The following is a 24,098-nucleotide window of genomic DNA, read 5'->3' on the forward strand; positions in this document are numbered from 1 at the left end:
CCGAATGCAACCGCCGGAAAGCCGGCAGAGTTTAAATTCTGTCCCGTTCAGAAAGGGAAACATCATGTCCTTGAAGACACTTCTCGCCGCGACCGTCATCGCCGTCGCTGGCATCACGATCGCCCATGCCCAGGAGGCCACCGATCACAGCGGCCATGCCGCAATGGATCATTCGGACGACGCGACGCCTTCTACCAAGGCCTTCGAAGAGGCCAATGCGCGCATGCATACCGACATGGCGATTGCCTACAGCGGCAACGCCGATGTCGATTTCGTGCGTGGCATGATCCCGCACCATCAGGGCGCCATCGACATGGCGCGGATCGTGCTGGAACACGGCAAAGACCCGGAGATCCGAAAGCTTGCCGAAGAGGTGATCGCTGCGCAGGAAGGCGAAATCGCCTTCATGCGGGACTGGCTGGCGAAGAACGGCCAGCAGTAGCCGCAAGTCTCACGAAGAAAGCCGCACCGGTCCGCCGGTGCGGCCCGTTTCGATCAGCGCGTCGATCAGGCGGTGCACCTTGAGCGCCTCCTCGCCGGTGACCCTCGGCTCGCGGTTCCTCCGGATCGCATCGACGAAATCCGCCATCACAGCGCGATGATAGTCATGCGGAAACGCCATCGGGTCGGCGCCGGTGCCGCCGGCCGAGCGGTCGGGTTCAATCGTAATCCGGCGGCCGTCCTGCAACTGCACTAAGAGTTCCGTTCCCCGCAGCACGGCGGTGCCCTTCTCGCAGGTCAGGATGATTTCTTCGGCGAAACCCGGAAAGGCGGCCGTGGTCGCGTCGATCGTGCCAATGGCGCCATTTTCGAAACGCACGGTGGCGCAGACCATGTCTTCCGTCTCCATGCGATGCACCGGCGTCGTGACCGCGAAACCGGTTACGTCGCTGATGGGTCCCGCCAAGCTCAGCATCAGATCCAGCGTATGGATACCTTGCGACATCAGCACACCGCCGCCATCGCGCGCGAAGGTTCCACGGCCGGGTTCATCGTAGTAGCCCTGTGGACGCCAGAGCCGGATGATGGTGGAGCAACCGACAATCGCTCCGAGATCGCCGTCGCGGATCAGTTTCGCCAGCGTCTCCCCCGCCGGGCGGAACCGGTGCTGCAGCACCACGCCAAGCTTGACGCCAGCCTCTCGGCAGACCGCCACCAATTTTTCCGTGCGGCCCGTGGTGATGTCGAGCGGCTTTTCCAGAAGCACGTGCTTGCCGGCGCGGGCGAAGCGCTCGACCAGTTCGCCATGCGTATTGGCCGGAGTCAGGATAGCGACGGCGTCGACGCTATCATCCGCGAGGATCGTTTCGATGTCGTCGCAAAGCGGAAACGGAAATTTCTCGCCGAAGGCCCGCCGCCGCGCCTCGCTCGGGCTGAAGGCGTAGGCGACCTCGACTTTGCCGGAGAGATCCATCAGCCCCCGAGCGTGGGGAGTGACGGCCATACCGAGGCCGACCAGCGCAATCCGCGTTTTCGTCACGTGCGACATCCTTTCCGCGTTTGGCACCGCGAGGACGACAGCGACGGCATTATCGCCTCGACCCTCCAAACGGTCGTCGGGCGGCATCATGCAGAGCGTGGTCCGCATTGCAAGGCTAACAGGTCAGACCTTCATCGTGGCGTCGGTAAGGGAAAGACAGAGTTCCGTCAGCACCAGCGCGGCCTTGCTGACGCGGCGCTCCTTGTGACGCAGGAGCGAAAACTGCCTCGCCGGGAGCGCAATGTTCGCCCTGACGAGATGCCCTTCAAGCAACAGCGTTTCCGCCGAGATGCGGGAAACGGCAGCCGCGCAGCCACTGGTCCGGACAGCCGACAGGACCGCCTCATTGGACGGAAGTTCCAGTACGATCACCAACCGGGCGCGGTCGATGCCGTTCGTGGCGAGGGCATCCTCGAAGACGGCGCGCGTACCGGAACCCGCCTCGCGCATGACCCAGCGTCCGCTCTCCGCCAGATCCCCGAATTCAAGCGCCTGTCCGGTCGCCCAGGGGTGATCCGGCGCCACGACCACGACGACTTCATCGTCGGCGACCCGCGTCACGGAAAGCGCCGGCTCGTCGACCGGTCCCTCGACAAAACCCAGATCGGCTTCGCCATCGAGGACGGCACGCGTCACGGTCGCCGTATTGCCGGTCGTTAGGGCGAGGTTGATACCGGGATGATCGGCATGGAAGCGCATGAGCATTGGCGGCAACCAGTAGCTTGCCACCGTCTGGCTGGCCCGGACGGCGAGCGAGCCGCGGGCAAGGCCACCCATTTCAGCCAGCATGAGCTCGGCTGCCTTGGCACGCGCCAAAACCGCACGGGCCTCCGGCAGGAAGGCGCGCCCTTCCCGCGTCAGTTCGATTCGGCGCCCGATACGATTGAACAGCGTCACCCGATAGAAGGCTTCAAGCTTGCGGATCGCGGAACTGACGGCCGATGGCGTCAGATGGATTGCATCCGCGGCACGCGTCAGATGCTCGCGTTCAGCCACGGCGATGAAGATGGCAAGTTGTTCAAAAGTCATGAGGCGACATCATTCGATTTTATCGAACGAATACTGACATACTATTCGATGGAAAGCCACATGAGGGTATGGGAAATGCGGATGGACAACGGATCATCCTCGATGCCCCAACTTTCCCAATCCATCCGTCACCTGCCCGGCATTGCCCTCAGCCTCCTCGTCACACTCGCGGCGGTCATGCTGGAAAAGCTTGAGTTCAGCGTATTCGGCCACAGCTGGCTTGAAAGCCTGGTGCTGGCGATTGTGGTCGGGACGCTGGTTCGCTCGACATTCAGTCTTCACCGACGCTTCGATCCCGGCATCGACTTTTCCGCCCGTATCCTGCTGGAATGCGCGGTGGTCCTGCTCGGCGCATCGATCAGCCTCGAAGCCTTGGGCCGCGCCGGCGCCTGGCTGGTCGCGGGTATCGCGCTCACCGTCGTCGTCTCGATCCTGCTCAGCTATTGGGTCGGCCGTGCTGTCGGCTTGCCGCCCAAGCTCGCGACGCTGATCGCCTGCGGCAATTCCATCTGCGGCAATTCGGCAATCGCTGCAACGGCGCCGGTGATCGATGCGAAACCCGACGATGTGGCGGCTTCGATCGCCTTTACCGCCGTTCTGGGCGTGGCGGTCGTGCTCGGCATGCCTGTTCTCAACACCGTCGCCGGCCTCTCCGACATCCAGTACGGCACCTTTGCAGGCCTGACGGTCTATGCCGTGCCGCAGGTTCTCGCCGCGACCGCACCGATCGGTATCGCGAGTATCCAGACCGGAACCCTGGTGAAGCTGATCCGTGTGCTTATGCTCGGACCCGTGATCTTCGCGCTCGGCCTCATTCACGGCGGGAGACATCAGCGACCCTCGCTCAGGCACATGGTACCATGGTTCATTGTCGGCTTCGCATTGCTCATGGCAATGCGGTCGCTCGACCTCATTCCGCCGATGGCGCTTGCACCGTTGGCAGAGGCATCCGGCATGCTCACGATCGTGGCGATGGCGGCGCTGGGGCTTTCGGTCGATATCCGCCATACGGCACGAGCCGGCGGTCGCGTGATGCTGGCTGCGGTGATCTCGCTGCTGGTGCTCGGCGGATTGAGCCTTATCCTCATCGCAGTGCTCGGAATACCGTGACGGCCTTCCCTTCGCCGCAACCGCCTCCTATGGTTCGCAGAACGCGACAAGACAGGACGGATCGTCCGATGAGCAAGCATCCCATCACCGTTGTCGGTTTCGACGCCGACGACACGCTTTGGCAGAACGAACAGTATTACCGGCTGACCGAGGAGCATTTCCGCTCGCTTCTCGCAGACTTTGCCGAGGGCGAGCATGTGTCCGAACGGCTTTTGGAGGCGGAGAAGCGTAACCTCAGCCACTACGGATTTGGCATCAAGGGCTTCACGCTTTCGATGATAGAGACGGCGCTTGAGATTACGGAAGGGCGGGTGCCGACGAAAGTTGTTGCCGATATCCTGTCGATCGGCCGCGAACTGCTCAACCATCCCGTCGAATGCCTGCCGCATGCGCGAGACGCGCTCGAAGCGCTTGTCGGAAAACATTTCCTCGTGCTGATCACCAAGGGCGACCTGTTCGATCAGGAGCGCAAGCTGGCGCAGTCGGGGCTCGGCGACTATTTCGACGCGGTCGAGATCGTGTCCGACAAGTCTGCAACCACCTACCGCCGGATCTTCGGCAAAAACGGCGAGGGACCGGAGCGGGCGATGATGATCGGCAATTCGCTGAAGTCGGATGTCGTGCCGGCGATCGCCGCCGGCGCCTGGGGCGTGTTCGTGCCGCACGAACTGACCTGGGTGTTGGAGCATGTGGACAAACCCGCCGATGCGCCCCGTTTTCGGGAGATCGGCCATCTGGGTGAACTGCCCGACCTGATCGAACAGCTTCGCTAACTATCGTCAAAGAGGGGGAGACATGCGCACGTTCGATGAGTTGTGGGCGATGGCGGTTGAGCGCAAGGGTGCCGCCGAGTTGGAAGCGACGCTGCAGTTTCCAAAGCCGAGGACAGAGATCACCGCCACGCCGGACGACCGTTTCCTGGCCCTGATGACCAAGTGCATCTTCCAGTCCGGATTCAACTGGAAGGTCGTGGACGCCATGTGGCCGGGGTTCGAGGCGGCCTTCGACGGCTTCGATATCGGCCGCTGCGCCATGCTGCACGACGAGGATTTCGAGCGGCTCGTTTCCGACAGCCGGATCGTGCGGCATGGTCCGAAGATCAGGGCGGTTCAGGAGAACGCACGGTTCATCGCGGATATCGCGACGGAACATGGAAGCGCCGGCAGGTTCTTCGCCGATTGGCCGGCGGAGAACTATGTTGGACTGCTGGATCTCCTGAAAAAGCGCGGCGCCAGGCTGGGCGGCAATACAGGGCAGTATTTCCTGCGGTTCTCCGGCCTGGAGAGTTTCATCCTGTCGCAAAGCGTCGTGAACCGCTTGATCGCGGAAGGCGTGGTCGATAAGGTCCCGAGTTCGGCGCGGGACATGGCGGCGGTTCAGCAGGCCTTCAACACGTGGCGAAGCCAGTCAGGCCGGTCGCTGACCGAAATCAGTCGCGTGCTGGCGGTCACGATCGATTAGGTCAGGGCCGTTTGAAGGCGCGACGCATATCCTCGACCTTGTCGCGGCAGCAGCAGCCCTCGATATGGTCGTTGACTAGGCCCATGGCCTGCATGAAGGCATAGATGGTAGTCGGGCCGACAAAGGTCCAGCCACGCTTCTTCAGGTCCTTCGACAGGCGCACGGAGGTCGGCGAGGTCGGGTTTGCCTTCAGCGTCGCGTAGTCCATTGTCGGGGGGCGTTCCGAGGCCGGCGGTTCGAAACTCCAGAAATAACGCGCCAGCGAGCCGAATTCCGCCACCAGATCGACAGCGCGGCGGGCATTGTTGATGGTCGAGACGATCTTGCCGCGATGGCGGACGATGCCTGCATCGGCGAGACAACGGGCGATATCATCATCGCCGAAGACCGCAACCTTGCGGAAATCGAAGCCGGCAAAGGCATCCCGGAACGCCTCGCGCTTCCGGAGGATTGTCAGCCACGAGAGACCGGACTGGAAACCTTCGAGGCAGATCTTCTCGAACAGGCGATGATCGTCGGTGACTGGACGGCCCCACTCCTCGTCGTGATAGCGCCGGTAATCCTCCAGCCCGCCGTGCCAGAAGCAGCGGGAAAGACCGTCTTCGCCGGTGATCAGGCCGTCGGTGTGCATCGGGATGATTCTCCGTCTTGGTCGGAGGCGTTTACCATTTGTTCACCGGATTTCAAAACCGGGCGCTAACCCTGACGAAAGGTTTACGGGATCGGCAGCCTTTTCATGAGCCTCTCTTTACCAAATGGGCAGGTGCATGATGCCAGCATCGCGGGGATGGAGCGCCGTGCTCCCCGTTCTTCGGTTGATAGTAGCGAGTAGATCCGATGATGAAGACATCCCTGCTTCTGGCAGCCGGCCTGGTGCTGGCGACGTTGCATCCGGCCACGGCCAATGACCGCTATCAGCAGCGGCCACCCGTGATCGTCAGTCCCGATCTCAGCGCGCCCTGGGTAATGCAACTTGGCGGTGCCGACGTTCGACCGCGGGTCTACGCGCGGCCGGCGGCGCCCCAACCGCGATCGCCTGCCGGCCAGATCTTGCGGGGCCAGCAGCAGATGCAGCCGGTCGCGGTGCGGCCGAACAATCCCGTCAGGACACAGATCGAACCGCAGTTCCTGCCGCAGATCGTCGCCTACGACACAGCCCAGAAACCGGGCACGATCGTGATCGATACGAACAACCGTTTCCTTTATCTCGTGATGGAGGGCGGACAGGCACGCCGCTACGGCGTTGGGGTCGGCAAACCTGGCTTCGAATGGGCCGGGACGCATAAGGTCACGGCGAAGCGCGAATGGCCGAGCTGGGTGCCGCCGAAGGAAATGATCGCTCGAGAAGCTGCCAAGGGCCATTACCTTCCGGCACGCATGGAAGGCGGCCCCGAAAACCCGCTCGGCGCGCGTGCCATGTATCTCGGCTCAACGCTCTACCGTATCCACGGCACTAATGCGCCATGGACGATCGGCTCGGGTGTTTCCTCCGGCTGCATTCGCATGCGCAACGAGGACGTCGTCGACCTCTACGAGCGCGTGAACGTCGGAACCAAGGTCATCGTGATCTGAATTGCCAATGATTGATCTTCCGGCATAACTTTACTGCCGGAAGATCTTCAATTCCGCTTTACCGTGACGGCTCGGCCTTGAATTGCGGCGAAACTTGGGTAAACCTCTCGCCCCTGAGGATTGAGAGGGATTATCATGTCGAAATACGTCAATGCCGCGGCCGCTGCTGCCTTGGCCATTACCAGCGTCATGACGCCGGTATCCGCACACGCGTTTACAAATGCCGGGAACGCCGTGCCTGCGGACAGCCGCAACGACGTGGTCTTGGTCGCCCAGAAGAAGCAGGTGGCTGAAAAGTACAAGCGGCGCGTGGTGCATCTCGTGACGGACGAAAAACCCGGCACAATCATCATCGATACCAACAACAAGTTTCTCTACTACGTCGAAGGCAAGAACCGCGCGACCCGCTATGGCGTCGGCGTCGGTCGCGACGGCTTCGGCTGGTCGGGCGTGGTGAAGATCGGCCGAAAGGCGGAATGGCCGGAATGGCGCCCGCCGGCATCGATGCGCGCCCGCGAAGCCGCCAAGGGCCATATCCTGCCGATCGTCCAAAAGGGCGGCCCGGACAATCCCCTCGGCGCACGCGCGATGTACCTCTACAAGGGCGGACGCGACACGATCTTCCGCATTCACGGGACAAACCAGCCCTGGACCATCGGTCAGAACATGTCGTCCGGATGCATTCGCATGATGAACAAGGACGTGGAGCATCTCTATGCTCGTGCCGATGTCGGCACCAAGGTCATCGTGGTCGGACCCGGAAACCGCCAGGGCGAAGTAAGCTTCCAGGACAAGGGCATCGACATTCTGCGCACGATGTTCGGCGGTTGACCGCACCCAATCAGCTCATCTGGCCGGACAGCGGAAGCCGCGTCCGGCCATTTTTTGTTGTTCGAGCCTGTCACAAAGGCAGACAAATAACCGATACAAAAGGCCTGTAAGGTGCGCCGCATATATTCAAGCGCGGACACCTTTCATGATTCAGAAGCCTGCCCTGACACTCATCGGGATCTACCTCGCCGTTTTCATGGCAGCACTGCCAGCAAAAGCGGAAATGGCTGTTTCGATCTATGGCGGCTTTCAGTCGGCGCCGCACAGCGAGGTCGAGGTTTCGGACGAGCCGGACTTCACGGCGGGCTGGGAGGGCAAGTCGTTTTCGATGCCGCCCTATTACGGCGCAAGGGCGACATGGTGGCTGGAGGATTTCGGCCGACCCAATCTCGGCCTGTCGATCGACTACACCCATGCCAAGGTTTACGCGGACGACGAGACGCTTGCCGAGAGCGGCTGGGACCATTTCGAATTCACCGACGGTATCAATCTTCTGACCGTCAATGCTCTCTATCGTTTTCCGATTGAGGGGTCGAGATTCGTGCCCTATGTCGGCGCTGGCGCCGGCGTCAACATTCCGCATGTCGAGGTAACGCGTAACGGCAACGAGACCAGCGAGTACCAGATCGGTGGACCGACAATCCAGACGCAGGCCGGCGTTGCCTACAGGTTCACGGATGCATGGTCCGCATTCGTGGAGTACAAGGGCAATTATTCCTGGGTCGATGCCGAGATCGACAGCGGCGCGACATTGAAGACCCGCATCCTCACGAACGCGGTCAACGCCGGGCTCACATACAGTTGGTGATCAGCGGACCTGACAGAGAAGCTGGCCCTTCAGGGCGGCGTCCGTACCGGACTGCGGTTTCGCCTGGGGGTCCAATACCATCGAATAGGATCCTGAGAAGCGTATGCGGCCGATATCGGCCTGGCGGTTGCCGAGATCAATATCCAGCGTCAACAACGGCTTGCCGAAACGACTTTCGGAGGACAGGCGAAGCTTCACGTCGTCGCCCTCGCCCCAGTATCGCCGCATCATCGATCCGTTGAAACGCATTGCCCTGTGGTCACCCGGCATCGCCGCCTGCTTCAGCAACATAGCTCCGCGAAATCGCACGGGTTCCTTGTCCTTGTCATCGGATAGCATGGTCTCCACCGACAACTTCAACCACTTGTCGTCAGTCGCGCAATAGACCAGATCAGCGGCGGCGACAGCCGGCCACAGGGCGAGAACGATCGCGCCGAATGCCGCTAGACGTCCGTTCATGTCGCACCTCCTCCAGGTGGCAAGTCGAATGCCCTCAAGCGACGACTGTATCGGGAAATTCTTAATTTCTAACTTAGCGACCGAGCGGGCAATCGTATCACGGTGGGACAGGTCACCGGTCGGCCAGCGCCCCCGGCCGTTCGCCGCCATAGGCCCAGTCCAGCAACTCGACCGTGTGGACGATTGGAATGGCGGTGCCGCTCGCGATCTGGGTGATGCAGCCGATATTTCCGGCGGCGATGACGTCCGCCTTCGTCGCCTCGATGTTCTTGACCTTGCGGGCTTTCAACGTGGCAGAGATGTCCGGCTGGAGGATATTGTAGGTGCCGGCCGACCCGCAACAGAGGTGCCCTTCCGCCGGGTCCTTCACCGCAAAGCCCGCATTCTTCAGAAGGAGCTTCGGCGGCATGGTGATCTTCTGGCCGTGCTGCATCGAGCAGGCGGAATGATAGGCGACCGTCAGACCCTTCTTCTCCTGAGGCGGCAGATCGAGCGAAACGAGGTATTCTGTCACGTCCTTCGCAAGCGCCGAGACTCGGGCGGCCTTGTCAGCATAGGCCGGGTCGAGGCGCAGCATATGTGCATAGTCCTTGATCGTCGTACCGCAACCGGACGCGGTGATAATGATCGCGTCGAGGCCGCCGTTTCGCACCTCCCGCATCCAGACATCGACGTTACGACGAGCGGCCTGCAGCGACTGCTCCTCGCGGCCCATATGGTGGACCAGCGCACCGCAACAACCCTCACCCTCGGGCACGACCACCTCGACGCCGAGCCGCGTCAGCAGACGGATGGTTGCCTCGTTGATCCTGGGGTCGAGCACAGGCTGGGCGCAACCGGTGAGGATGGCGACCCGACCGCGCCTTGCGGTCGTTGGGGTGTGCGTTGCCGGACGGGCGAAAGACGACGACGCCGGTATCCTCGCCGGGGCCAACTCCAGCATTGCGCCAAACGGCTTCAGCGGTGAGATCGATTTGAAGATGCCCGCGAACGGACGACCGAGTTTCGCAAGCGTCAGGGCCGCGCGGAACCGTGCAGGATACGGAAGCACCAGCGCCAGGATGTTACGCGTCAGCCGGTTCATGAACGGCCGGCGATAGGTCTTTTCGATGTGGATGCGGGCGTGGTCGACCAGATGCATGTAATCGACGCCGGAGGGACAGGTCGTCGTGCAGGCGAGACAGGAGAGGCAGCGATCTATATGGGTGACCGTATCCTTGTCGGCAGGTCGGTCGTTCTCCAGCATGTCCTTGATCAGGTAGATACGGCCACGAGGGCTGTCGAGCTCGTTGCCGAGCGTCACATAGGTCGGACAGGTGGCCGTGCAGAAACCGCAATGCACGCACTTGCGCAGAATACCCTCGGCCTCCGCCACATGCGGATCGGTGAGCTGCTCGGCGGTGAAATTGGTTTGCACGATGGTACTCCAGTTGCGAGGTCTCGACCTCAGACGATCCAGCCCTCGGGGTTGCTGATCGGCTCCTCGCGACCAGCCTTTTGAAGCCCGATGACGACACGGACGATGAACCAGACGAGCGTGGCGATGAAGCCGAGCACGCCGATGACGATGAAGCTCAGCACCAGCGAAATCAGCGAGTAGAGAAGCCCGATCCAGAAGGTGCGGATCGCCCAGGTGTAGTGCGTCTCGACCCAGCCGCCGAGCTTGCCCCGATTGATATAGGCAATGACGACGCCGACGATCGAGCTGACGCCGAGCACGAGGCTGGCGATATAGAGACCGTAGACGAGCTGGACATTGAGCTTGCCGGGTTCCAACCAGCTCTGCTCGGGACGCTGCGGGATCTGCGAGTACGGGTCGGTCACGCTGCTTCTCCTCTTGCCATGCGGCCGGGGTTGAAGATGCCCGCCGGGTCAAATTTTTCTCTCAATCGCTCCGTGAGAGCGGCTACGGCCGGGGTCAGCGGCTGGAAAACGGATGTTGCTTCGCGCACATGCGCCGGAGCCCTGACAAGCGTGGCGTGGCCGCCGCCGAGCGCCTTGACGTAACGCCGGACGAGGTCCGCCTCGGGGTCGGCTTCCATACGCATCCACACGAGACCGCCCTGCCAATCGTAAAAGGCATCGACGCCCGCTTCCAGCCGCAGGGCCGCGACGAGCTTTTCGCCTTCCGTTGGGGCCACCGAGACGCGCCAGAGCGGGCGCATAGTACCATCGGCATAGGGTGCAACGTCGCGAATCTGCGACCACAGTTCGGCGGTCTGGTCAGGACCAAGACGTTCGGCGGAACCAAAGCCATTCATCGCGGCGGTCAGCTTCTCCATTCGCAGCGAAACCGAGGCGTCGAGCCCTTCGATGCGAAGCACGGTCGCGGGACCGTCGGGCAACTGGCCGCTGATGAAACGACCCCTGACGCTTTCCGGCAGGTGAGCAGCGCCGGACACTTCGAGCGGCAGCGCCATGGCCGCGGCCATCGCTTTTGTCGCCAGCTCGTCATCGAGACCCGATAGTACCAGCGTCTCGGCGCGGCGAGGACGCGGAAGGACCTTGAAGGTCACTTCGGTCAAAAAACCCAGCGTGCCATGCGATCCGGCGAGCAGCTTGACGAGATCCAGGCCTGTAACGTTCTTCATCACCCGGCCACCGGCCTTGACCGCCTCACCACGACCATTGACGAAACGTACGCCAAGCAGGTGATCACGCGCGGCACCGACAGACAGACGGCGGGGTCCGGAGGCATTGGTGGAAAACAGTCCACCGACGGTGGGCTCGCCTGTTGTCCCCATGATGCCGCGATGGTCGATCGGTTCGAAGGCCATCATCTGGCCGTTCTGGGCCAAGGCCGCCTCGATCTCGGCAATCGTGGTGCCAGCGCGAGCGGTGATGACCATTTCGGCCGGGTTGTAGGCGACGATGCCCGTCAGGCCGGCAGAGGAAATCGCCGCATCGGCTCGGACCGTGTTTCCCAGCCCACCCCGAGTGCCACCGCCGACGATTTCCAGCGGCATGTGTTTGTCGGCGTGCGCGCGGATGATATCGGCGGCTTCGGCTTCCGTGTTCGGCGACAGCATCAGCCTCTCCCCTCGAGCGGAAACACCTTCGACGGGTTGAGGATCCAGTCGGCATCGAAGGCTGCCCGGGCGGCCATCTGCTGAGCCAGGTCGGCGTCAGTATACTGATGGCGCATCAGGTCTCGCTTCTCGATGCCGACACCATGCTCGCCGGTCAGGCAGCCGCCAGCATCCACGCAGAGCCTTAGAATATCCATACCGGCGGCCTCGGCCTTCGCCGCGTCCTCGGGGTCATTGATATTGTAGAGGATCAACGGATGCATGTTGCCATCGCCGGCGTGGAAGACGTTGGCGCAACGCAGGCCATAGCGCCTTACAATTTCCTCGGTCTTGCGCAGCACATAGGACAATTGCCCGAGCGGAACGGTGCCATCCATGCAGATATAGTCGGCTATGCGTCCCGTCGCCCCGAAAGCGGATTTGCGCCCCTTCCAGATCAGCGCCGCCTCGGTTGCCGACTGGCTTTCGCGGACAGTCCTGACGCCATGGCGCTTGGCGATCTCGACGACGCTTGCGAGCATCGCCTCCATCTCCTCTTCTGAGCCCTCGACTTCGACGATCAGCAAGGCTTCAACGTCGAGAGGATAGCCGGCCTTGGCGAAGGCCTCGCAGATTTCGATGGCGGGCTTGTCCATGAACTCAATGGCAACAGGGACAATTCCGGCGCCGATAACGTCGGCAACGCAGGCACCGGCAGCCTCGGAGCTGTCGAAACCGAAAAGCACGGGCCTTGCCCCCTCGGGCTTGGCGAGCAGGCGGACCGTCGCCTCGGTGACGATGCCGAGTTGGCCCTCGGAGCCGCAGACGAGACCAAGCAGGTCAAGCCCCTCGGCATCGAGGGCCTTGCCGCCGAGCTCGATGATCGTGCCGTCGACCAGCACCATCTTCACGCCCAGGAGGTTGTTGGTCGTAACCCCATATTTCAGACAGTGCGCGCCGCCAGAATTCATGCCGATATTGCCACCGATGGTGCAGGCGAGCTGCGACGATGGGTCAGGTGCGTAAAAGAAACCATCGGCGGACACCGCCTCGGAAATCGACAGGTTGGTGACACCGGCTTGAACCGTTGCACATCGATTGGCGTAGTCGACCTCAAGAATGCGAGTCATCGCAGACAACCCGATCACGACCGCATCCTCCTGCGGTATCGCGCCGCCGGAAAGGGAGGTGCCGGCTCCGCGCGGCACGACCGGGATTCCATACTTGTGGCAATAACGCATGACCCCCGCCACCTGTGCCGTGGTCTCCGGCAGCGCGACCGCCAGAGGTCGACGCCGATAGGCGAGAAATCCATCGGTCTCAAACGGCACGAGCTCGAAAGGCTCGTGGATCAAGCGCTCGGGCGGCAGGAGATCGGCAAGGTCGGCAACGATTTCGGCCCGCCGCGACAGGATCGTCGGATCGGGATCGATGAACGCTATCGCTTCCGTCATGAAGGCCTCCCCTTTTGATAAAGGCATACACGATGCGGCCACACACCCGCAATTGGTATTATTTCTTTACCACTTCACCCGCGAAGGCGCAAATGGTATAAACTTATGACGATTTCGGAAAGAATAGCTCATGACCAATCTCGGCGATCTGGAAGTCTTTGCCCGTGTGATCTCGACAGGCAGCATGTCGACTGCTGCACGCGCGCTGAACTTGTCGCCCGCGGTCGTCTCCAAACGCATCAAGCGACTTGAGGATCGACTGGGCACTCGCCTGCTGCAGCGAACGACGCGGCAGATTTCCCTTACCGAAGCTGGACAGGGCTTTCATGAACGCGTGCTGGCGGTGCTGGCTGGTCTGGAAGAGGCGGAAGCCTTCGCCGCCGGTCGTTCCTCGGAGGTGCGCGGAACACTGAAAATCTCCGCGCCCACCTCGTTCGGGCGCATGCATATCGCGCCGCATCTTATCCGCTTCATGGAGACCCATCCAGAGCTCGCTATCAACCTCGTGCTTTCGGACGACTTCACCGACATCGTCGGCGGCGGTTTCGACCTTGCGATCCGGATCGCCGAACTCACCGACTCCAGCCTTGTCGCCCGGCGTCTGGCGCCCGTCCGACGCGTTCTGTGCGCCGCGCCCGGATACATCGAACGATATGGTGTTCCGAAGGCGATCGAGGATTTGAAACACCATCGGTGCCTGCCGGCCCACAACCAGGATTCATGGCGCCTCAAGGGACCGGAGGGCATGATCAACATTCGCCCCGAGGGCATGCTTGTCACCAATTCCAGTGAGGTGATACGAGAGGCCGTCATATCCGGCCTCGGGATTGCGTTGCGCTCGACATGGGATGTCGGCCCCGAACTGAGGGGCGGCAGGCTGGTTCAGGTCCTGCCGGACTATGAAGGTTCATCGAATGTCCAGCTCTCCGCCGTCTATCCGAGCCGGCAATTTCTACCGGCAAAAGTGCGTCTCTTCATCGACTTCCTCGCCGACCTTTATGGCCCTACCCCCTACTGGGAACGCTGAGACCGATTTCCGCCACGGGCTGTCAGGTAGGCGCGCGGCGAGGCGCCGAGAACCCGCTTGAACATGGTGATGAAGGCCCCAATGCTGTCGTAACCCATATCGAGCGCAACACCGGTAACCGGTTCGCCGGCAGCCAGACGCGGCAGGGCGGAAAAGACCGACGCCTGTTGCCGCCATGTGGAGAGACTGAGTCCCGTCTGTCGCCGAAACGCACGGGTGAAGGATCGCCGACTCATCGAGAGTTCAGCCGCCCAATGCTCGATCGATACATCGGGAGAGGGTGCCGCCATAAAGCGGCGGCAAAGGGCGGCGAAGCGCGGATCGGCAGGAAAGGGCAAACCGAGCGGCACCTGCGGCAGCGTTGGAATGACGTGCAACAGCAGCGGTGTTACCAGTTCGAGCCGTCCCGGAACATCATCCTCCGGCGCGGGCTCGACGGCGGCGACGAGCAGCTCATGCGCGAGGTCGGTCACGTTCATGACCCGGAAGGCGTCCGGCAGGCCCGGCACGATATCGGCGGCGAGGTAAAGCGACAGCATCTTCACATCCACCAGCATCTCCACCGCATGCTCCACATGGGGCGGAATCCACAGCGCATGCTCGGGCGGGATCATCCATCGTCCCTCCCTCGTCGAGACGATCACCACGCCTTCGCTGGCATAGAGCAGTTGAGCGCGATTGTGGTTGTGCGCAGGCACCTGATGACCAGCGGCGTAGCGGCGCGCCATCGACTTCACCGGTAGATTGGCACCGTCGATGTCCCTCAGGCTGTGCAGAAACTCGAAATCCATCTGCGCGCTCCCGGCTTGGCCCACTTGCAAAACAACTGGACCAAATCACGAAAGCCGCCGGACGACAACCGACCTATGACATGACGAAAAACAAATCGAGGAAACATCTCCGTGAGCAATACGACGATGAGCGTGGGTGCCCCTGGGGCAGAGGACACTGTCTTCCGTATCATCATGGCGATTAGCATCTGCCATATGCTCAATGATACGATGCAGTCTCTGATCCCGGCGCTCTACCCGATGATCAAAGACAGCTACGCGCTCGACTTCACGCAGATCGGCCTGCTCGGGTTCGTGTTCCAGGTGACGGCCTCGCTCCTGCAGCCGCTAGTCGGCATGTACACCGACAAGCGTCCTCTACCCTATTCGCTAGCCGCCGGAATGGCCTCGACGCTCACTGGCCTCGTGCTGCTTGCCTATGCACACAGCTACTGGATGCTGCTTCTGGGCGCCGGCGTCGTCGGTCTGGGCTCATCAATCTTCCATCCCGAGGCCTCCCGCGTCGCACGGCTTGCCTCGGGCGGGCGTCATGGACTGGCTCAGGCGCTGTTCCAGGTGGGCGGCAATTTCGGCACGGCCATAGGCCCGCTGCTCGCGGCCTTTATCGTCCTGCCCCGCGGCCAGGAGAGCGTCGCATGGTTCGCCGTCATCGCGCTCGTCGGCATGACGATCCTCTGGCGCGTCGGGCGCTGGTATGCGGATCATCGCAGGACCAACGCCAAACGCCCCGTCGCCATCCCGCAGAATCTTATGTCGCGAAACCGAGTGCTGTTCTCAATCGCCGTCCTGGCCGTGCTGGTGTTTTCCAAGCACCTCTACATGACGAGCCTGTCGAGCTACTACACGTTCTACGTGATCGAGCGCTTCGGCGTTTCGGTGCAGCAGGCACAGATTCTGCTGTTCGTCTTCCTTGGCGCGGTGGCGGTCGGAACGATTGCGGGCGGCCCGATGTCGGACTGGTTCGGGACGAAGTTCGTGATCTGGTTCTCGATCCTGGGCGCCCTGCCCTTCACGCTGGCACTGCCCTATGCGGGCTACACGCTGACCATCGTGCTCACGGTCGTAATTGGTTTCGTGCTCGCCTCCGCCTTCTCGGCGATCGTGGTGTTTGCCCAGGAACTGGTGCCCGGTCGCGTCGGCATGATCGCCGGGCTGTTCTTCGGCCTTGCCTTCGGCGTCGGCGGTATCGGCGCGGCCGTGCTCGGCGTGATCGCCGATAGCCACGGCATCGAATTCGTCTACACGATCTGCTCCTACCTGCCTCTGCTTGGACTGCTGACGGTCTTTCTGCCAGCGATCGGCAAGGGTAAACGACACGCTCTCAAGGCAACGGCCTGATAGACGACCGGATCAGACGTCGTGATGCCGCCTGATCCGGCGGACAACCCACCAGACACCCAGAATTGCGATCGGCACCGAAAGTCCCGTCAGCATCGCCGGATCGACCGGCAGTATCTCGTGCGGGATCGCCTTGAAGAGGTAACCCAAGAGGCCCACGACGTAATAGGAGATGGCCGCGACGGAGAGTCCCTCGACGGTCTGCTGCAGGCGCAACTGCATCTCCGCCCGCCGGTTCATCGCGGCCAGTAGGTCGCCGTTCTGGCGCTCCATCTCCACGTCGATCCAGCTGCGGACGAGCCCCGTCGCGCGGGCAAGCTTGCGGGAGAGGTTCGCCTGGCGCTCTTCCACGGACTGACAGGTGCGCATGGCGGGCGCCAGGCGCCGCTCCAGAAACGAGCCCAATGTTTCGTAACCGGGCACGGGGCTTTCATCGAGGGCGCGCACCCGCTCGCGGACGATGCCATCATAGGCCCGCGAGGCGCCGAAACGGTATAGGCTAAGCGCGGCATTGGCCTCGAGTTCGGCAGCAAGCCGGGTGATCTCCGACAGGATCGCGTCGGATTCTTCCCGAGCGTTCGCCTTCATCCGCTGCGTCACCGCAGTCAGCCCGTCCTCGATCCGTCGCATCTCGGGCGAGAGCGTCTGTGCGAGCGGCAGTCCGAGCATCGCGAGCGTGCGATAGGTCTCGATGTCGAGCAGCCTCTGCACCACCGCCCCCCGCCCCGCATCTGTCAGGCCGTGATCGATGAGCAAAATCTGCGTCAACCCGTTACCGTCCTGACAGAAGTCCGTGAGAACCGCCGCCTGCCCCTTCTTCAGATCGCTGTAGCAGAGACTTGCGGGATCGAAGCAGGCAATCGCAGCCTCTGCCTCGGGACCATCCGGACGGATCTCGAGGCGTATTCCCGACATCAGGGAGCCAGGAGGCGAGAAACCGTCGCCAAACGGATGGACCGCCACCTCGCCGCCGAATTTTTCCGGAAGAGGCCCGTCCCAGAAGAAGGTTGAAAACTCCGTATGCCGCTCCCACCGGAGCGTGCCCTGCCCCCAGGCCATCGCGTGATGCCTGGCATTCTTGTCGGGCGGAGAAACACCGCGAGCGCGCGCGAGTTCCGATATTACGGAGTGGTGCACAGCCGATCCGCCGTCCATCATAAACGCAAGTTGAAAAATGACGCGGCTCGTTTTGACCAGCGCGTATGGACGCGCGTGTATCTCCCCCAGAACAAGAGCCCGCTCCGGTGCAACCGGAAATGCAAATCCACCACCTGCCACGCGATCCCTCCAGCGGTTGCCCGTCTCCTTCATCCTTAACAAATATCAGGGGCCGGCGGCAGTCTACTCTTTTGCCGCATTTCGGACTGATGCCGTCAAAGTGGATCAATTATTTGACCATGCCTCCGCGCACCGGTAGACATCGTCTGAGGAGGCCGCCCGTGGACGACAACAAGCTGTTTTCCAGTATCAGTCATGGTCGCACCGCGGACGAGGTGGTGCGACAGATCGAGGGCCTGATCCTTGACGGCGTGCTGCGCGACGGCGACCGGTTGCCGGGGGAACGTGACCTCGCCGCAGAACTCGACGTCTCGCGTCCGATCCTGAGGGAGGCGCTGAAACAGCTCGAAGGTCGCGGACTTCTCGTCAGCCATCATGGTGGCGGCACGTTTGTCGCCGACATCATCGGACAGGTTTTCTCACGACCGGTGATCGAACTGATCTCCCGCCATTCGCGCGCCAGCCGGGACTATCTGGAATACCGTCGGGAGCTCGAGGGTCTGACCGCCGAACTGGCCGCCGTCCGCGCAACAGACACCGACAAGGCGCTGCTTTCCCGTATCGTGAACGACATGAGGAAGGCTCATGCCGAAGGACGGGCGGAGGATGAACTCAAAGCCGATGTGGAGTTTCACAACGCAATCGGCGAAGCAGCACATAACATCATCCTGCTGCACACGATGCGCGCCTGCTACCGGCTCCTCAGCGAAGGCATATTCTTCAATCGCCAGGCCGTGTTCCGCTACGGCAATTCGGGCGCTGCCCTGCTCGCTCAGCATCTGGACATTCACAATGCGATCATGGCAAGCGACCCGGCCGCCGCCAAGGGCGCTGCCCAGGCTCATATCGACTTCGTCAGGCAGGCTGTCGATGATGCCGAACGTGCGGACGAACGCGGGCGTGTCTCGCGGCTGAGGCTTCTGCAACGACAGGGACCAACTACTCCCTGACGCAGCACCTCAACCGGTGACAGTGCTGATCCGCTCCAAACTCTGCTAATCGCCACACATTGGGATGTTTGGCCAGCCTCTGGAGTATTTACCGGCACAAGGGTGGAAAAAAAATTCTCTTTCAAGGAACAAATAGGAGCCCATAGCGTTTTTATCTTGCTTCAGCAGCAAGACATTTCTAACATTGGATCACCATGCACACTCAAAACGACACGTCCGAAGTGCCGCGTATTGCGCTGGTTTCAACCCACGGCTATGTGGCTGCCCACCCACCTCTGGGCGCGGCGGATACAGGAGGCCAGGTCGTCTACGTGCTTGAGCTCGCCAAGAAACTGGCGCAGCTCGGCCACAAGGTGGACATCTACACGCGTCGCTTCGAAGACCAGCCGGAAATAGACGAGGTTGACGAACTTGTCAGGGTCGTGCGCATACCGTGCGGTGGAAAAGACTTTATTCCGAAGGAGTACCTGCACCGATACCTCACTGAATGGGGTGAGAAGGCGTTGCGCTTCATAAAGCGCGAACAACTCACCTACCAGTTCGTGAACAGCCACTACTGGGACGGCGGCGTGGCAGGTCAGCGACTGTCGGAAGCGTTGGGAATTCCGCACATCCACACGCCACACTCTCTCGGTCTTTGGAAAAAGCGCCAGATGGAGACGGACTATCCCGAGCGTGCGGACAAGTTCGAGGAAGAGTTTAATTTCAAGGAACGTATCCAGCACGAGCTGATCATCTACCGAAGCTGCCAGCTGGTCGTGGCGACGACGCCCATCCAGCTCGACATGCTTCAGGAAGACTACGGTCTTTCGAAGAGCCGCGTGCACATGATCCCGCCCGGCTATGACGACAATCGCTTCTATCCGGTTTCGAACGCTTCTCGACAGATGATCCGCAACCGCCTTGGGTTCGAAGGCAAGGTGGTCCTGGCACTTGGTCGACTTGCGACCAACAAGGGTTACGACCTGCTGATCGACGGATTTTCGGTGATGGCGGAACGCGTGCCGGACGCGCGCCTGCATCTTGCGCTCGGCGGGGAGAACCTGGACGAGCAGGAGCAGAAGATCCTGGACGAGTTGCATGAACGTGTAAAAACACTCGGCATTGAGGATCGTGTGGATTTCTCAGGCTTCATCGCGGACGAAGATCTTCCCGACTATTACCGGGCCGCCGATATGTTCGTGCTGTCGAGCCGCTACGAGCCGTTCGGGATGACCGCAATCGAGGCGATGGCAAGCGGCACGCCAACCGTCATTACCGTACATGGCGGTCTCTTCCGTGCTGTCAGCTACGGCCGACATGCCCTTTTCGCCGATCCTTTCGACAAGGAGGATCTTGGCATTACGATGATGAAGCCTTTCAAGCACTCACGGCTTTACGGTCGACTGTCACGCATGGGTGCTCACAAGGCCCGAAGCCTGTTCACCTGGACCGGGATCGCGCAGCAGATGATCTCGCTGGTCGAGGGCCGTCCGGCAGCGCAGGCCATGTTGGACGAGGGCGATTGGGCTGAACCGTGGAACGACGGCGACTGATGGCGATCCGGTTGTTTTCATCGGATATCGATGGGACGCTTGCGGGAAACCGCGACGCGTCCCGTCGCTTTGCCGATTTCTGGAACACTCTCGATCCGTCCACCCGCCCCCTGCTCGTGTACAATAGCGGCCGGCTGGTCGACGACATACTGGAATTCACGGCCGGCGAAGGCCTGCCTGAAGCCGATATCGTGATCGGCGGCGTCGGAACGATGCTTCACGCGGGCGAAGACCCGGATCTGTCAAATATCTATTCGGCGACACTGCGCGAAAACTACGACAGCGAACGGGTCGCCGCTGTGCTTCAGCGCCTGCCCGGCTTTGAGCGACAACCCGACCGGTATCAGCATGCATTGAAGTCCAGCTGGTATTTTCACGATGCGACCGAAGAAAGCCTCGGTGAACTGGAAGCGCGCCTGCGGGCGGAGGGTTTGTCTGTGAAGGTGGTCTACTCCAGCGACCGCGACCTCGACATCCTTCCTGCCACCGCCGATAAGGGTATGGCACTCCGCTGGATATGCGGGCGACTGGACATTGCCCTGGACGAAGTCGTCGTCGCCGGCGACACGGGCAATGACGCAGCCATGTTCGAGCTTCCCAATGTCCGGGGTATCATTCCGCGGAATGGTCGGGACGAACTCAGGCGTATCGTCGGGAACGAACCCCGCTTCTACCACGCCACCAAAGACGAGGCGGACGGTATCGTGGAAGGCCTCAGCCGCTGGCTAGACCAATAATGGTCACTTTTCCGTTGGTGCGCAAAGAAAACGCGGCTTGACGGTTCCAGACCAGTAGCAAACGATACCAGCGATAGTCATATCAACTATCGATTCTGCTTGATGGGCTGCGCACACCATTGTCGCGCAAGCCACGTACATTACCTTTTCCTGTAGGAGGATTTGCCAACCTTGACCCTGATGACCCGCATCGCCCATGACGTTCAGCTGATGTTGCGCCGCCCACCGCGCCAGCAATATGCCGCGATCTGCTATCGCAAGCGCAAGAAGCAACAGGACATCGAAGTGCTGCTGGTCACGAGCCGCGATACCGGACGTTGGGTCATTCCGAAAGGCTGGCCGATGCAGGGTAAGAAATCCCACGCCGTCGCCGAACGGGAGGCTTGGGAGGAAGCTGGCGTCAAAGGCAAGGCAGAGCGCGAGCCATTCGGCACATTCCGTTATCCGAAAGGCATGGACAGCGGCCTGAAGATCACCTGTCAGGTGCAGGTTCATCTTCTGGAAGTGAAGGACATGTCCAAGGACTTTCCCGAAAAAGCTTCCCGTCGGCTGGAATGGGTCAATTGCGAGGAGGCGGCCGCACGGGTGCAGGAACCCGAATTGAAGGTCCTTTTCCACAAGCTGCAGCAAATCGCCAAAAATGATGGCCTTGGCAGCGGGAAGCCCCTGAATTCCTGAGAATATCAGCCTGTCACAGAAATGTCATGTTGATCGCGGCCGGGATTGCGGTTACGCAGTCTCCCCATTGATGGAGGTTTTCCATTCGGAAAGACGTCCAGATGTCACGAACTTGCGACAACGATAGCTCCCGAGCCGGATAACCGGCTCCCGGACGGGAAAGATACTGTCTATGGCAAAGGCCAAGCCGAAGCTCTACAAGCCCACGCTCGACAAGGATCTGGACAAGATCACCTATGTGGAAGAGGCGACGCAGCACGTTTCCCGCCGGTTTGCTCCGCTCGGTTTCTCGCTCATCTTCCTGATCGCCGCAACGCTTATCGCCGGCGTCACCGTCGTGGACAAACCCGGTGCCTTGCTCGTGGTGGCGGCCGCCGCCATCGGCGCCTATATGGCAATGAACATCGGCGCCAACGATGTGACCAACAATGTCGGCCCCGCGGTTGGCTCGCGCGCCATGACCATGACCACGGCATTGATCATCGCCGCCGTGTTCGAGACGGCGGGCGCGCTGATTGCCGGCGGCGACGTTGTTTCCACCATATCCAAAGGCATCATAGATCCCGCCTCTGTCAGCAATGCCGATGCCTTCACCTATGCCATGCTCGCCGCGTTGCTCTCCTCGGCCCTGTGGGTAAACCTTGCAACATGGATCGGCGCACCCGTCTCGACAACGCATGCGGTCGTCGGCGGCGTCATGGGTGCGGGCATCGCCGCCGCAGGCTTTTCCGCCGTCAACTGGATATCGATGGGTGGCATTGCGGCCAGCTGGGTGATTTCGCCCCTGCTTGGCGGCATCGTCGCGGCTCTCTTTCTCGCCTTCATCAAGGAATTCATCATCTACCGGCACGACAAGATCGACTCGGCGCGTCGCTGGGTTCCTGTCCTGATCGCCGTGATGGCCGGCGCTTTCGCGGCCTACATCTCTCTGAAGGGGCTGAACAGGGTCCTGACGATCACGCTCCCGGTCGCGCTCCTGATCGGTCTCGTCATCGGCTTCGCCTCCTGGGTGCTCGCGGTGCCGCTCATCCGGCGGCAGTCGGAAGGGCTCGAAAACCGGAACCAGTCACTGCGGCGGCTGTTCCAACTGCCACTGATCTTCTCGGCCGCGCTACTATCCTTTGCTCACGGCGCAAATGATGTCGCGAACGCCATCGGGCCACTTTCGGCTATTGTCTATTCGGCCCAATCCCACGAGATCGCCTCCAATGTTCACATCCCTCTCTGGGTCATGGTGATCGGCGCGGCCGGCATCTCGCTCGGACTTCTGCTGTTCGGTCCGCGCCTGATAAGGCTGGTGGGCGAACAGATCACCAAGCTCAATCCGATGCGCGCTTTCTGTGTCGCGCTTTCGGCGGCGCTGACCGTCATCGTCGCCTCCGCCTTTGGCCTTCCGGTCAGTTCCACACACATAGCCGTGGGCGCGGTTTTCGGTGTCGGCTTCTTCCGCGAGTGGTACACGAGGAACTCGAAGCGACGCATGGAATATATGCGGATGAAGGCGGACCGCTGGGAGATCGAAGACCGGCGTCCACCAAACCCGGATGAGATGCGCCGCCGATACCTTGTCCGCCGTTCCCACTTCATGACGATTGTTGCGGCGTGGATCGTAACCGTTCCGGCATCGGCCGGCCTTGCCGCCGTGCTCTACTGGGTTATGTTCGCCGTCTTCGTCTAGGGACAACGGAACGACCATGCGTGCGAACTACAAGATGCAGCGGCTCTACATCGAAGCCGCTCTCTCGGCGGGAGCTTCGATCGAGGCGAGCCCTGAACAGTTCAACTATCTCGCCAACGTGCTGCGATACGAGGCCGGCACGGAACTGCTGCTTTTCAACGGCCGCGACGGCGAATGGAAAGCGCGTGTCGAGTTTCCAAGCCGCAAGAAGATCGTCATGATGGCTGTTGAACAGACGCGACCTCAACCTGCGCCCTGTGATCTGATGTTCCTCTTCGCACCGCTCAAAGTCGGGCGGATGGACTACCTCGTGCAGAAGGCGGTCGAAATGGGCGCGGGCATTCTGCAGCCCGTGATGACCCAGCACGTGCAGGGCAAGGTCGGCAGCATCGACCGTCTCCAGGCCAACGCCGTCGAAGCCGCGGAACAGTGCGGGGTGCTGGCAATTCCGAAGGTAAAGGCGCCGCAGAAGCTCAAGGACCTGCTCGACGCCTGGCCGACGGATCGGCGCATCATTTTCTGCGACGAGGATAGCAGCACGCAAAACCCTCTCCAGGCGCTTTCGGCGATCCGTGAACGCAGGCTGGCGCTTCTCGTCGGACCGGAAGGCGGGTTTTCAGATGAGGAACGGCAGCTTTTGCGAAGCCGCGATTTCGTCACCGCGATCCCGCTCGGTCCACGGATACTGCGCGCAGACACGGCGGCGGTCGCTGCAATGGCCGTTATCCAGGCGACTGTCGGGGACTGGGCCTGACTCCCCTATAGCTCCGATAACAGGGCGAGCCGCCGTTTACAGCCTTTGACAAGCCGTTGAAAGAAATTCACTTGCGAACCGGCTCAATCCGGTCCAATCAGCCAGAGATACGCCGTGACC

General features: G+C 61.4%; 25 protein-coding genes. 15 read left to right on the forward strand and 10 right to left on the reverse strand.

Annotated elements, in window-relative coordinates:
• Nucleotides 1-64 precede the first annotated feature (64 nt).
• Nucleotides 65-442 carry a DUF305 domain-containing protein gene (locus J5J10_RS14220; protein ID WP_211930375.1) on the forward strand — a complete coding sequence of 126 codons (378 nt, stop codon included), beginning with the start codon at nt 65-67 and terminating at the stop codon, nt 440-442.
• Nucleotides 443-451: 9 nt separating this feature from the next.
• On the opposite strand, the gene J5J10_RS14225 is transcribed toward J5J10_RS14220, so the two are convergent.
• Together J5J10_RS14225 and J5J10_RS14230 are read right to left on the reverse strand one after the other, a co-directional pair.
• A complete protein-coding gene (locus J5J10_RS14225; protein ID WP_211930376.1) occupies nt 452-1,480 on the reverse strand; it encodes a Gfo/Idh/MocA family oxidoreductase in 1,029 nt (342 codons plus the stop codon).
• A gap of 123 nt (nt 1,481-1,603) precedes the next feature.
• Complete coding sequence (locus J5J10_RS14230; protein ID WP_211930377.1) at nt 1,604-2,509, reverse strand: LysR substrate-binding domain-containing protein; 906 nt, start codon at nt 2,507-2,509, stop codon at nt 1,604-1,606.
• 81 nt (nt 2,510-2,590) lie between these two features.
• On the opposite strand from J5J10_RS14230, the gene J5J10_RS14235 reads away from it, so the two are divergent.
• The 3 genes from J5J10_RS14235 (at nt 2,591) to J5J10_RS14245 (ending at nt 5,080) form a co-directional block, all read left to right on the forward strand.
• Nucleotides 2,591-3,619: a YeiH family protein gene (locus J5J10_RS14235; protein ID WP_249116745.1), complete on the forward strand. Its 1,029-nt coding sequence runs from the start codon at nt 2,591-2,593 to the stop codon at nt 3,617-3,619.
• Nucleotides 3,620-3,687: 68 nt separating this feature from the next.
• Nucleotides 3,688-4,392: an HAD family hydrolase gene (locus J5J10_RS14240; RefSeq protein ID WP_211930379.1), complete on the forward strand. Its 705-nt coding sequence runs from the start codon at nt 3,688-3,690 to the stop codon at nt 4,390-4,392.
• A gap of 22 nt (nt 4,393-4,414) precedes the next feature.
• Nucleotides 4,415-5,080: a DNA-3-methyladenine glycosylase I gene (locus tag J5J10_RS14245; protein ID WP_211930380.1), complete on the forward strand. Its 666-nt coding sequence runs from the start codon at nt 4,415-4,417 to the stop codon at nt 5,078-5,080.
• A gap of 1 nt (nt 5,081) precedes the next feature.
• On the opposite strand, the gene J5J10_RS14250 is transcribed toward J5J10_RS14245, so the two are convergent.
• Nucleotides 5,082-5,711 carry a DNA-3-methyladenine glycosylase I gene (locus J5J10_RS14250; RefSeq protein ID WP_211930381.1) on the reverse strand — a complete coding sequence of 210 codons (630 nt, stop codon included), beginning with the start codon at nt 5,709-5,711 and terminating at the stop codon, nt 5,082-5,084.
• Between the two features lie 206 nt (nt 5,712-5,917).
• Between J5J10_RS14250 and J5J10_RS14255 the strand changes: the two genes are divergently transcribed.
• The 3 genes from J5J10_RS14255 to J5J10_RS14265 all read left to right on the forward strand — a co-directional run bounded on the left by J5J10_RS14255 (nt 5,918) and on the right by J5J10_RS14265 (nt 8,291).
• The gene (locus J5J10_RS14255; protein ID WP_211930382.1) at nt 5,918-6,652 is read left to right on the forward strand and encodes a L,D-transpeptidase; all 735 of its coding nucleotides are present in this window, start codon (nt 5,918-5,920) and stop codon (nt 6,650-6,652) included.
• Nucleotides 6,653-6,787: 135 nt separating this feature from the next.
• Entirely contained in the window at nt 6,788-7,483 is a 696-nt protein-coding gene (locus J5J10_RS14260) for a L,D-transpeptidase (protein WP_211930383.1), read from the forward strand.
• Between the two features lie 196 nt (nt 7,484-7,679).
• Nucleotides 7,680-8,291: an outer membrane beta-barrel protein gene (locus tag J5J10_RS14265; RefSeq protein WP_249116914.1), complete on the forward strand. Its 612-nt coding sequence runs from the start codon at nt 7,680-7,682 to the stop codon at nt 8,289-8,291.
• Here J5J10_RS14265 and J5J10_RS14270 read toward each other — a convergent pair whose 3' ends face one another.
• The 5 genes from J5J10_RS14270 to J5J10_RS14290 all read right to left on the reverse strand — a co-directional run bounded on the left by J5J10_RS14270 (nt 8,292) and on the right by J5J10_RS14290 (nt 13,212).
• On the reverse strand, nt 8,292-8,750 hold the full coding sequence (locus J5J10_RS14270; RefSeq protein WP_208548493.1) for a hypothetical protein: 459 nt from the start codon (nt 8,748-8,750) through the stop codon (nt 8,292-8,294).
• A gap of 112 nt (nt 8,751-8,862) precedes the next feature.
• Nucleotides 8,863-10,167: a glycolate oxidase subunit GlcF gene (glcF, locus tag J5J10_RS14275; protein WP_211930385.1), complete on the reverse strand. Its 1,305-nt coding sequence runs from the start codon at nt 10,165-10,167 to the stop codon at nt 8,863-8,865.
• A gap of 29 nt (nt 10,168-10,196) precedes the next feature.
• Complete coding sequence (locus J5J10_RS14280; protein ID WP_211930386.1) at nt 10,197-10,574, reverse strand: hypothetical protein; 378 nt, start codon at nt 10,572-10,574, stop codon at nt 10,197-10,199.
• Nucleotides 10,571-11,779 carry a glycolate oxidase subunit GlcE gene (glcE, locus tag J5J10_RS14285; RefSeq protein ID WP_211930387.1) on the reverse strand — a complete coding sequence of 403 codons (1,209 nt, stop codon included), beginning with the start codon at nt 11,777-11,779 and terminating at the stop codon, nt 10,571-10,573. The genes J5J10_RS14280 and glcE overlap by 4 nt, the downstream gene beginning before the upstream one ends.
• The gene (locus tag J5J10_RS14290; RefSeq protein WP_211930388.1) at nt 11,779-13,212 is read right to left on the reverse strand and encodes an FAD-linked oxidase C-terminal domain-containing protein; all 1,434 of its coding nucleotides are present in this window, start codon (nt 13,210-13,212) and stop codon (nt 11,779-11,781) included. Before J5J10_RS14290 ends, glcE begins: the two co-directional genes overlap by 1 nt.
• A gap of 130 nt (nt 13,213-13,342) precedes the next feature.
• Between J5J10_RS14290 and J5J10_RS14295 the strand changes: the two genes are divergently transcribed.
• Nucleotides 13,343-14,239: a LysR family transcriptional regulator gene (locus J5J10_RS14295; protein WP_211930389.1), complete on the forward strand. Its 897-nt coding sequence runs from the start codon at nt 13,343-13,345 to the stop codon at nt 14,237-14,239.
• Here the strand turns inward: J5J10_RS14295 and J5J10_RS14300 are convergent.
• On the reverse strand, nt 14,224-15,030 hold the full coding sequence (locus J5J10_RS14300; protein WP_211930390.1) for a helix-turn-helix transcriptional regulator: 807 nt from the start codon (nt 15,028-15,030) through the stop codon (nt 14,224-14,226). The two genes, J5J10_RS14295 and J5J10_RS14300, sit on opposite strands and share 16 nt — an antisense overlap.
• 126 nt (nt 15,031-15,156) lie before the next feature.
• On the opposite strand from J5J10_RS14300, the gene J5J10_RS14305 reads away from it, so the two are divergent.
• Nucleotides 15,157-16,368: an MFS transporter gene (locus tag J5J10_RS14305; RefSeq protein WP_211931249.1), complete on the forward strand. Its 1,212-nt coding sequence runs from the start codon at nt 15,157-15,159 to the stop codon at nt 16,366-16,368.
• A gap of 12 nt (nt 16,369-16,380) precedes the next feature.
• Here the strand turns inward: J5J10_RS14305 and J5J10_RS14310 are convergent, their stop codons facing one another.
• Complete coding sequence (locus J5J10_RS14310) at nt 16,381-17,646, reverse strand: DUF3422 family protein (RefSeq protein WP_208548486.1); 1,266 nt, start codon at nt 17,644-17,646, stop codon at nt 16,381-16,383.
• Between the two features lie 161 nt (nt 17,647-17,807).
• Between J5J10_RS14310 and J5J10_RS14315 the strand changes: the two genes are divergently transcribed.
• From J5J10_RS14315 to J5J10_RS14340, 6 genes are all read left to right on the forward strand, one after another.
• Complete coding sequence (locus tag J5J10_RS14315) at nt 17,808-18,596, forward strand: FadR/GntR family transcriptional regulator (protein WP_349252070.1); 789 nt, start codon at nt 17,808-17,810, stop codon at nt 18,594-18,596.
• A 194-nt stretch (nt 18,597-18,790) separates the two neighbouring features.
• On the forward strand, nt 18,791-20,131 hold the full coding sequence (locus J5J10_RS14320; RefSeq protein ID WP_211930391.1) for a glycosyltransferase family 1 protein: 1,341 nt from the start codon (nt 18,791-18,793) through the stop codon (nt 20,129-20,131).
• The gene (locus J5J10_RS14325; protein WP_349252071.1) at nt 20,131-20,868 is read left to right on the forward strand and encodes an HAD-IIB family hydrolase; all 738 of its coding nucleotides are present in this window, start codon (nt 20,131-20,133) and stop codon (nt 20,866-20,868) included. Before J5J10_RS14320 ends, J5J10_RS14325 begins: the two co-directional genes overlap by 1 nt.
• Nucleotides 20,869-21,039: 171 nt before the next feature.
• Nucleotides 21,040-21,546 carry an NUDIX hydrolase gene (locus J5J10_RS14330; protein WP_211930392.1) on the forward strand — a complete coding sequence of 169 codons (507 nt, stop codon included), beginning with the start codon at nt 21,040-21,042 and terminating at the stop codon, nt 21,544-21,546.
• Nucleotides 21,547-21,718: 172 nt separating this feature from the next.
• Nucleotides 21,719-23,224, forward strand: coding sequence for an inorganic phosphate transporter (locus J5J10_RS14335; protein ID WP_208548482.1), 1,506 nt, complete (start codon nt 21,719-21,721; stop codon nt 23,222-23,224).
• 16 nt (nt 23,225-23,240) lie between these two features.
• The gene (locus J5J10_RS14340) at nt 23,241-23,978 is read left to right on the forward strand and encodes a 16S rRNA (uracil(1498)-N(3))-methyltransferase (protein WP_211930393.1); all 738 of its coding nucleotides are present in this window, start codon (nt 23,241-23,243) and stop codon (nt 23,976-23,978) included.
• Nucleotides 23,979-24,098: the final 120 nt, after the last annotated feature.

This window comes from Ciceribacter sp. L1K23 (assembly GCF_018122705.1).
In the GTDB taxonomy this organism is placed as follows: domain Bacteria; phylum Pseudomonadota; class Alphaproteobacteria; order Rhizobiales; family Rhizobiaceae; genus Allorhizobium.

Bases quoted from the DNA above. Each gene is read 5' to 3' on its own strand.
- J5J10_RS14220 (WP_211930375.1), top strand. From the start codon at position 65: ATGTCCTTGAAGACACTTCTCGCCGCGACCGTCATCGCCGTCGCTGGC.
- J5J10_RS14230 (WP_211930377.1), bottom strand. From the start codon at position 2,509: ATGACTTTTGAACAACTTGCCATCTTCATCGCCGTGGCTGAACGCGAG.
- J5J10_RS14235 (WP_249116745.1), top strand. From the start codon at position 2,591: ATGGACAACGGATCATCCTCGATGCCCCAACTTTCCCAATCCATCCGT.
- J5J10_RS14240 (WP_211930379.1), top strand. From the start codon at position 3,688: ATGAGCAAGCATCCCATCACCGTTGTCGGTTTCGACGCCGACGACACG.
- J5J10_RS14245 (WP_211930380.1), top strand. From the start codon at position 4,415: ATGCGCACGTTCGATGAGTTGTGGGCGATGGCGGTTGAGCGCAAGGGT.
- J5J10_RS14250 (WP_211930381.1), bottom strand. From the start codon at position 5,711: ATGCACACCGACGGCCTGATCACCGGCGAAGACGGTCTTTCCCGCTGC.
- J5J10_RS14255 (WP_211930382.1), top strand. From the start codon at position 5,918: ATGATGAAGACATCCCTGCTTCTGGCAGCCGGCCTGGTGCTGGCGACG.
- J5J10_RS14260 (WP_211930383.1), top strand. From the start codon at position 6,788: ATGTCGAAATACGTCAATGCCGCGGCCGCTGCTGCCTTGGCCATTACC.
- J5J10_RS14265 (WP_249116914.1), top strand. From the start codon at position 7,680: ATGGCAGCACTGCCAGCAAAAGCGGAAATGGCTGTTTCGATCTATGGC.
- J5J10_RS14270 (WP_208548493.1), bottom strand. From the start codon at position 8,750: ATGAACGGACGTCTAGCGGCATTCGGCGCGATCGTTCTCGCCCTGTGG.
- glcE (WP_211930387.1), bottom strand. From the start codon at position 11,779: ATGCTGTCGCCGAACACGGAAGCCGAAGCCGCCGATATCATCCGCGCG.
- J5J10_RS14290 (WP_211930388.1), bottom strand. From the start codon at position 13,212: ATGACGGAAGCGATAGCGTTCATCGATCCCGATCCGACGATCCTGTCG.
- J5J10_RS14295 (WP_211930389.1), top strand. From the start codon at position 13,343: ATGACCAATCTCGGCGATCTGGAAGTCTTTGCCCGTGTGATCTCGACA.
- J5J10_RS14300 (WP_211930390.1), bottom strand. From the start codon at position 15,030: ATGGATTTCGAGTTTCTGCACAGCCTGAGGGACATCGACGGTGCCAAT.
- J5J10_RS14305 (WP_211931249.1), top strand. From the start codon at position 15,157: ATGAGCGTGGGTGCCCCTGGGGCAGAGGACACTGTCTTCCGTATCATC.
- J5J10_RS14320 (WP_211930391.1), top strand. From the start codon at position 18,791: ATGCACACTCAAAACGACACGTCCGAAGTGCCGCGTATTGCGCTGGTT.
- J5J10_RS14325 (WP_349252071.1), top strand. From the start codon at position 20,131: ATGGCGATCCGGTTGTTTTCATCGGATATCGATGGGACGCTTGCGGGA.
- J5J10_RS14335 (WP_208548482.1), top strand. From the start codon at position 21,719: ATGGCAAAGGCCAAGCCGAAGCTCTACAAGCCCACGCTCGACAAGGAT.
- J5J10_RS14340 (WP_211930393.1), top strand. From the start codon at position 23,241: ATGCGTGCGAACTACAAGATGCAGCGGCTCTACATCGAAGCCGCTCTC.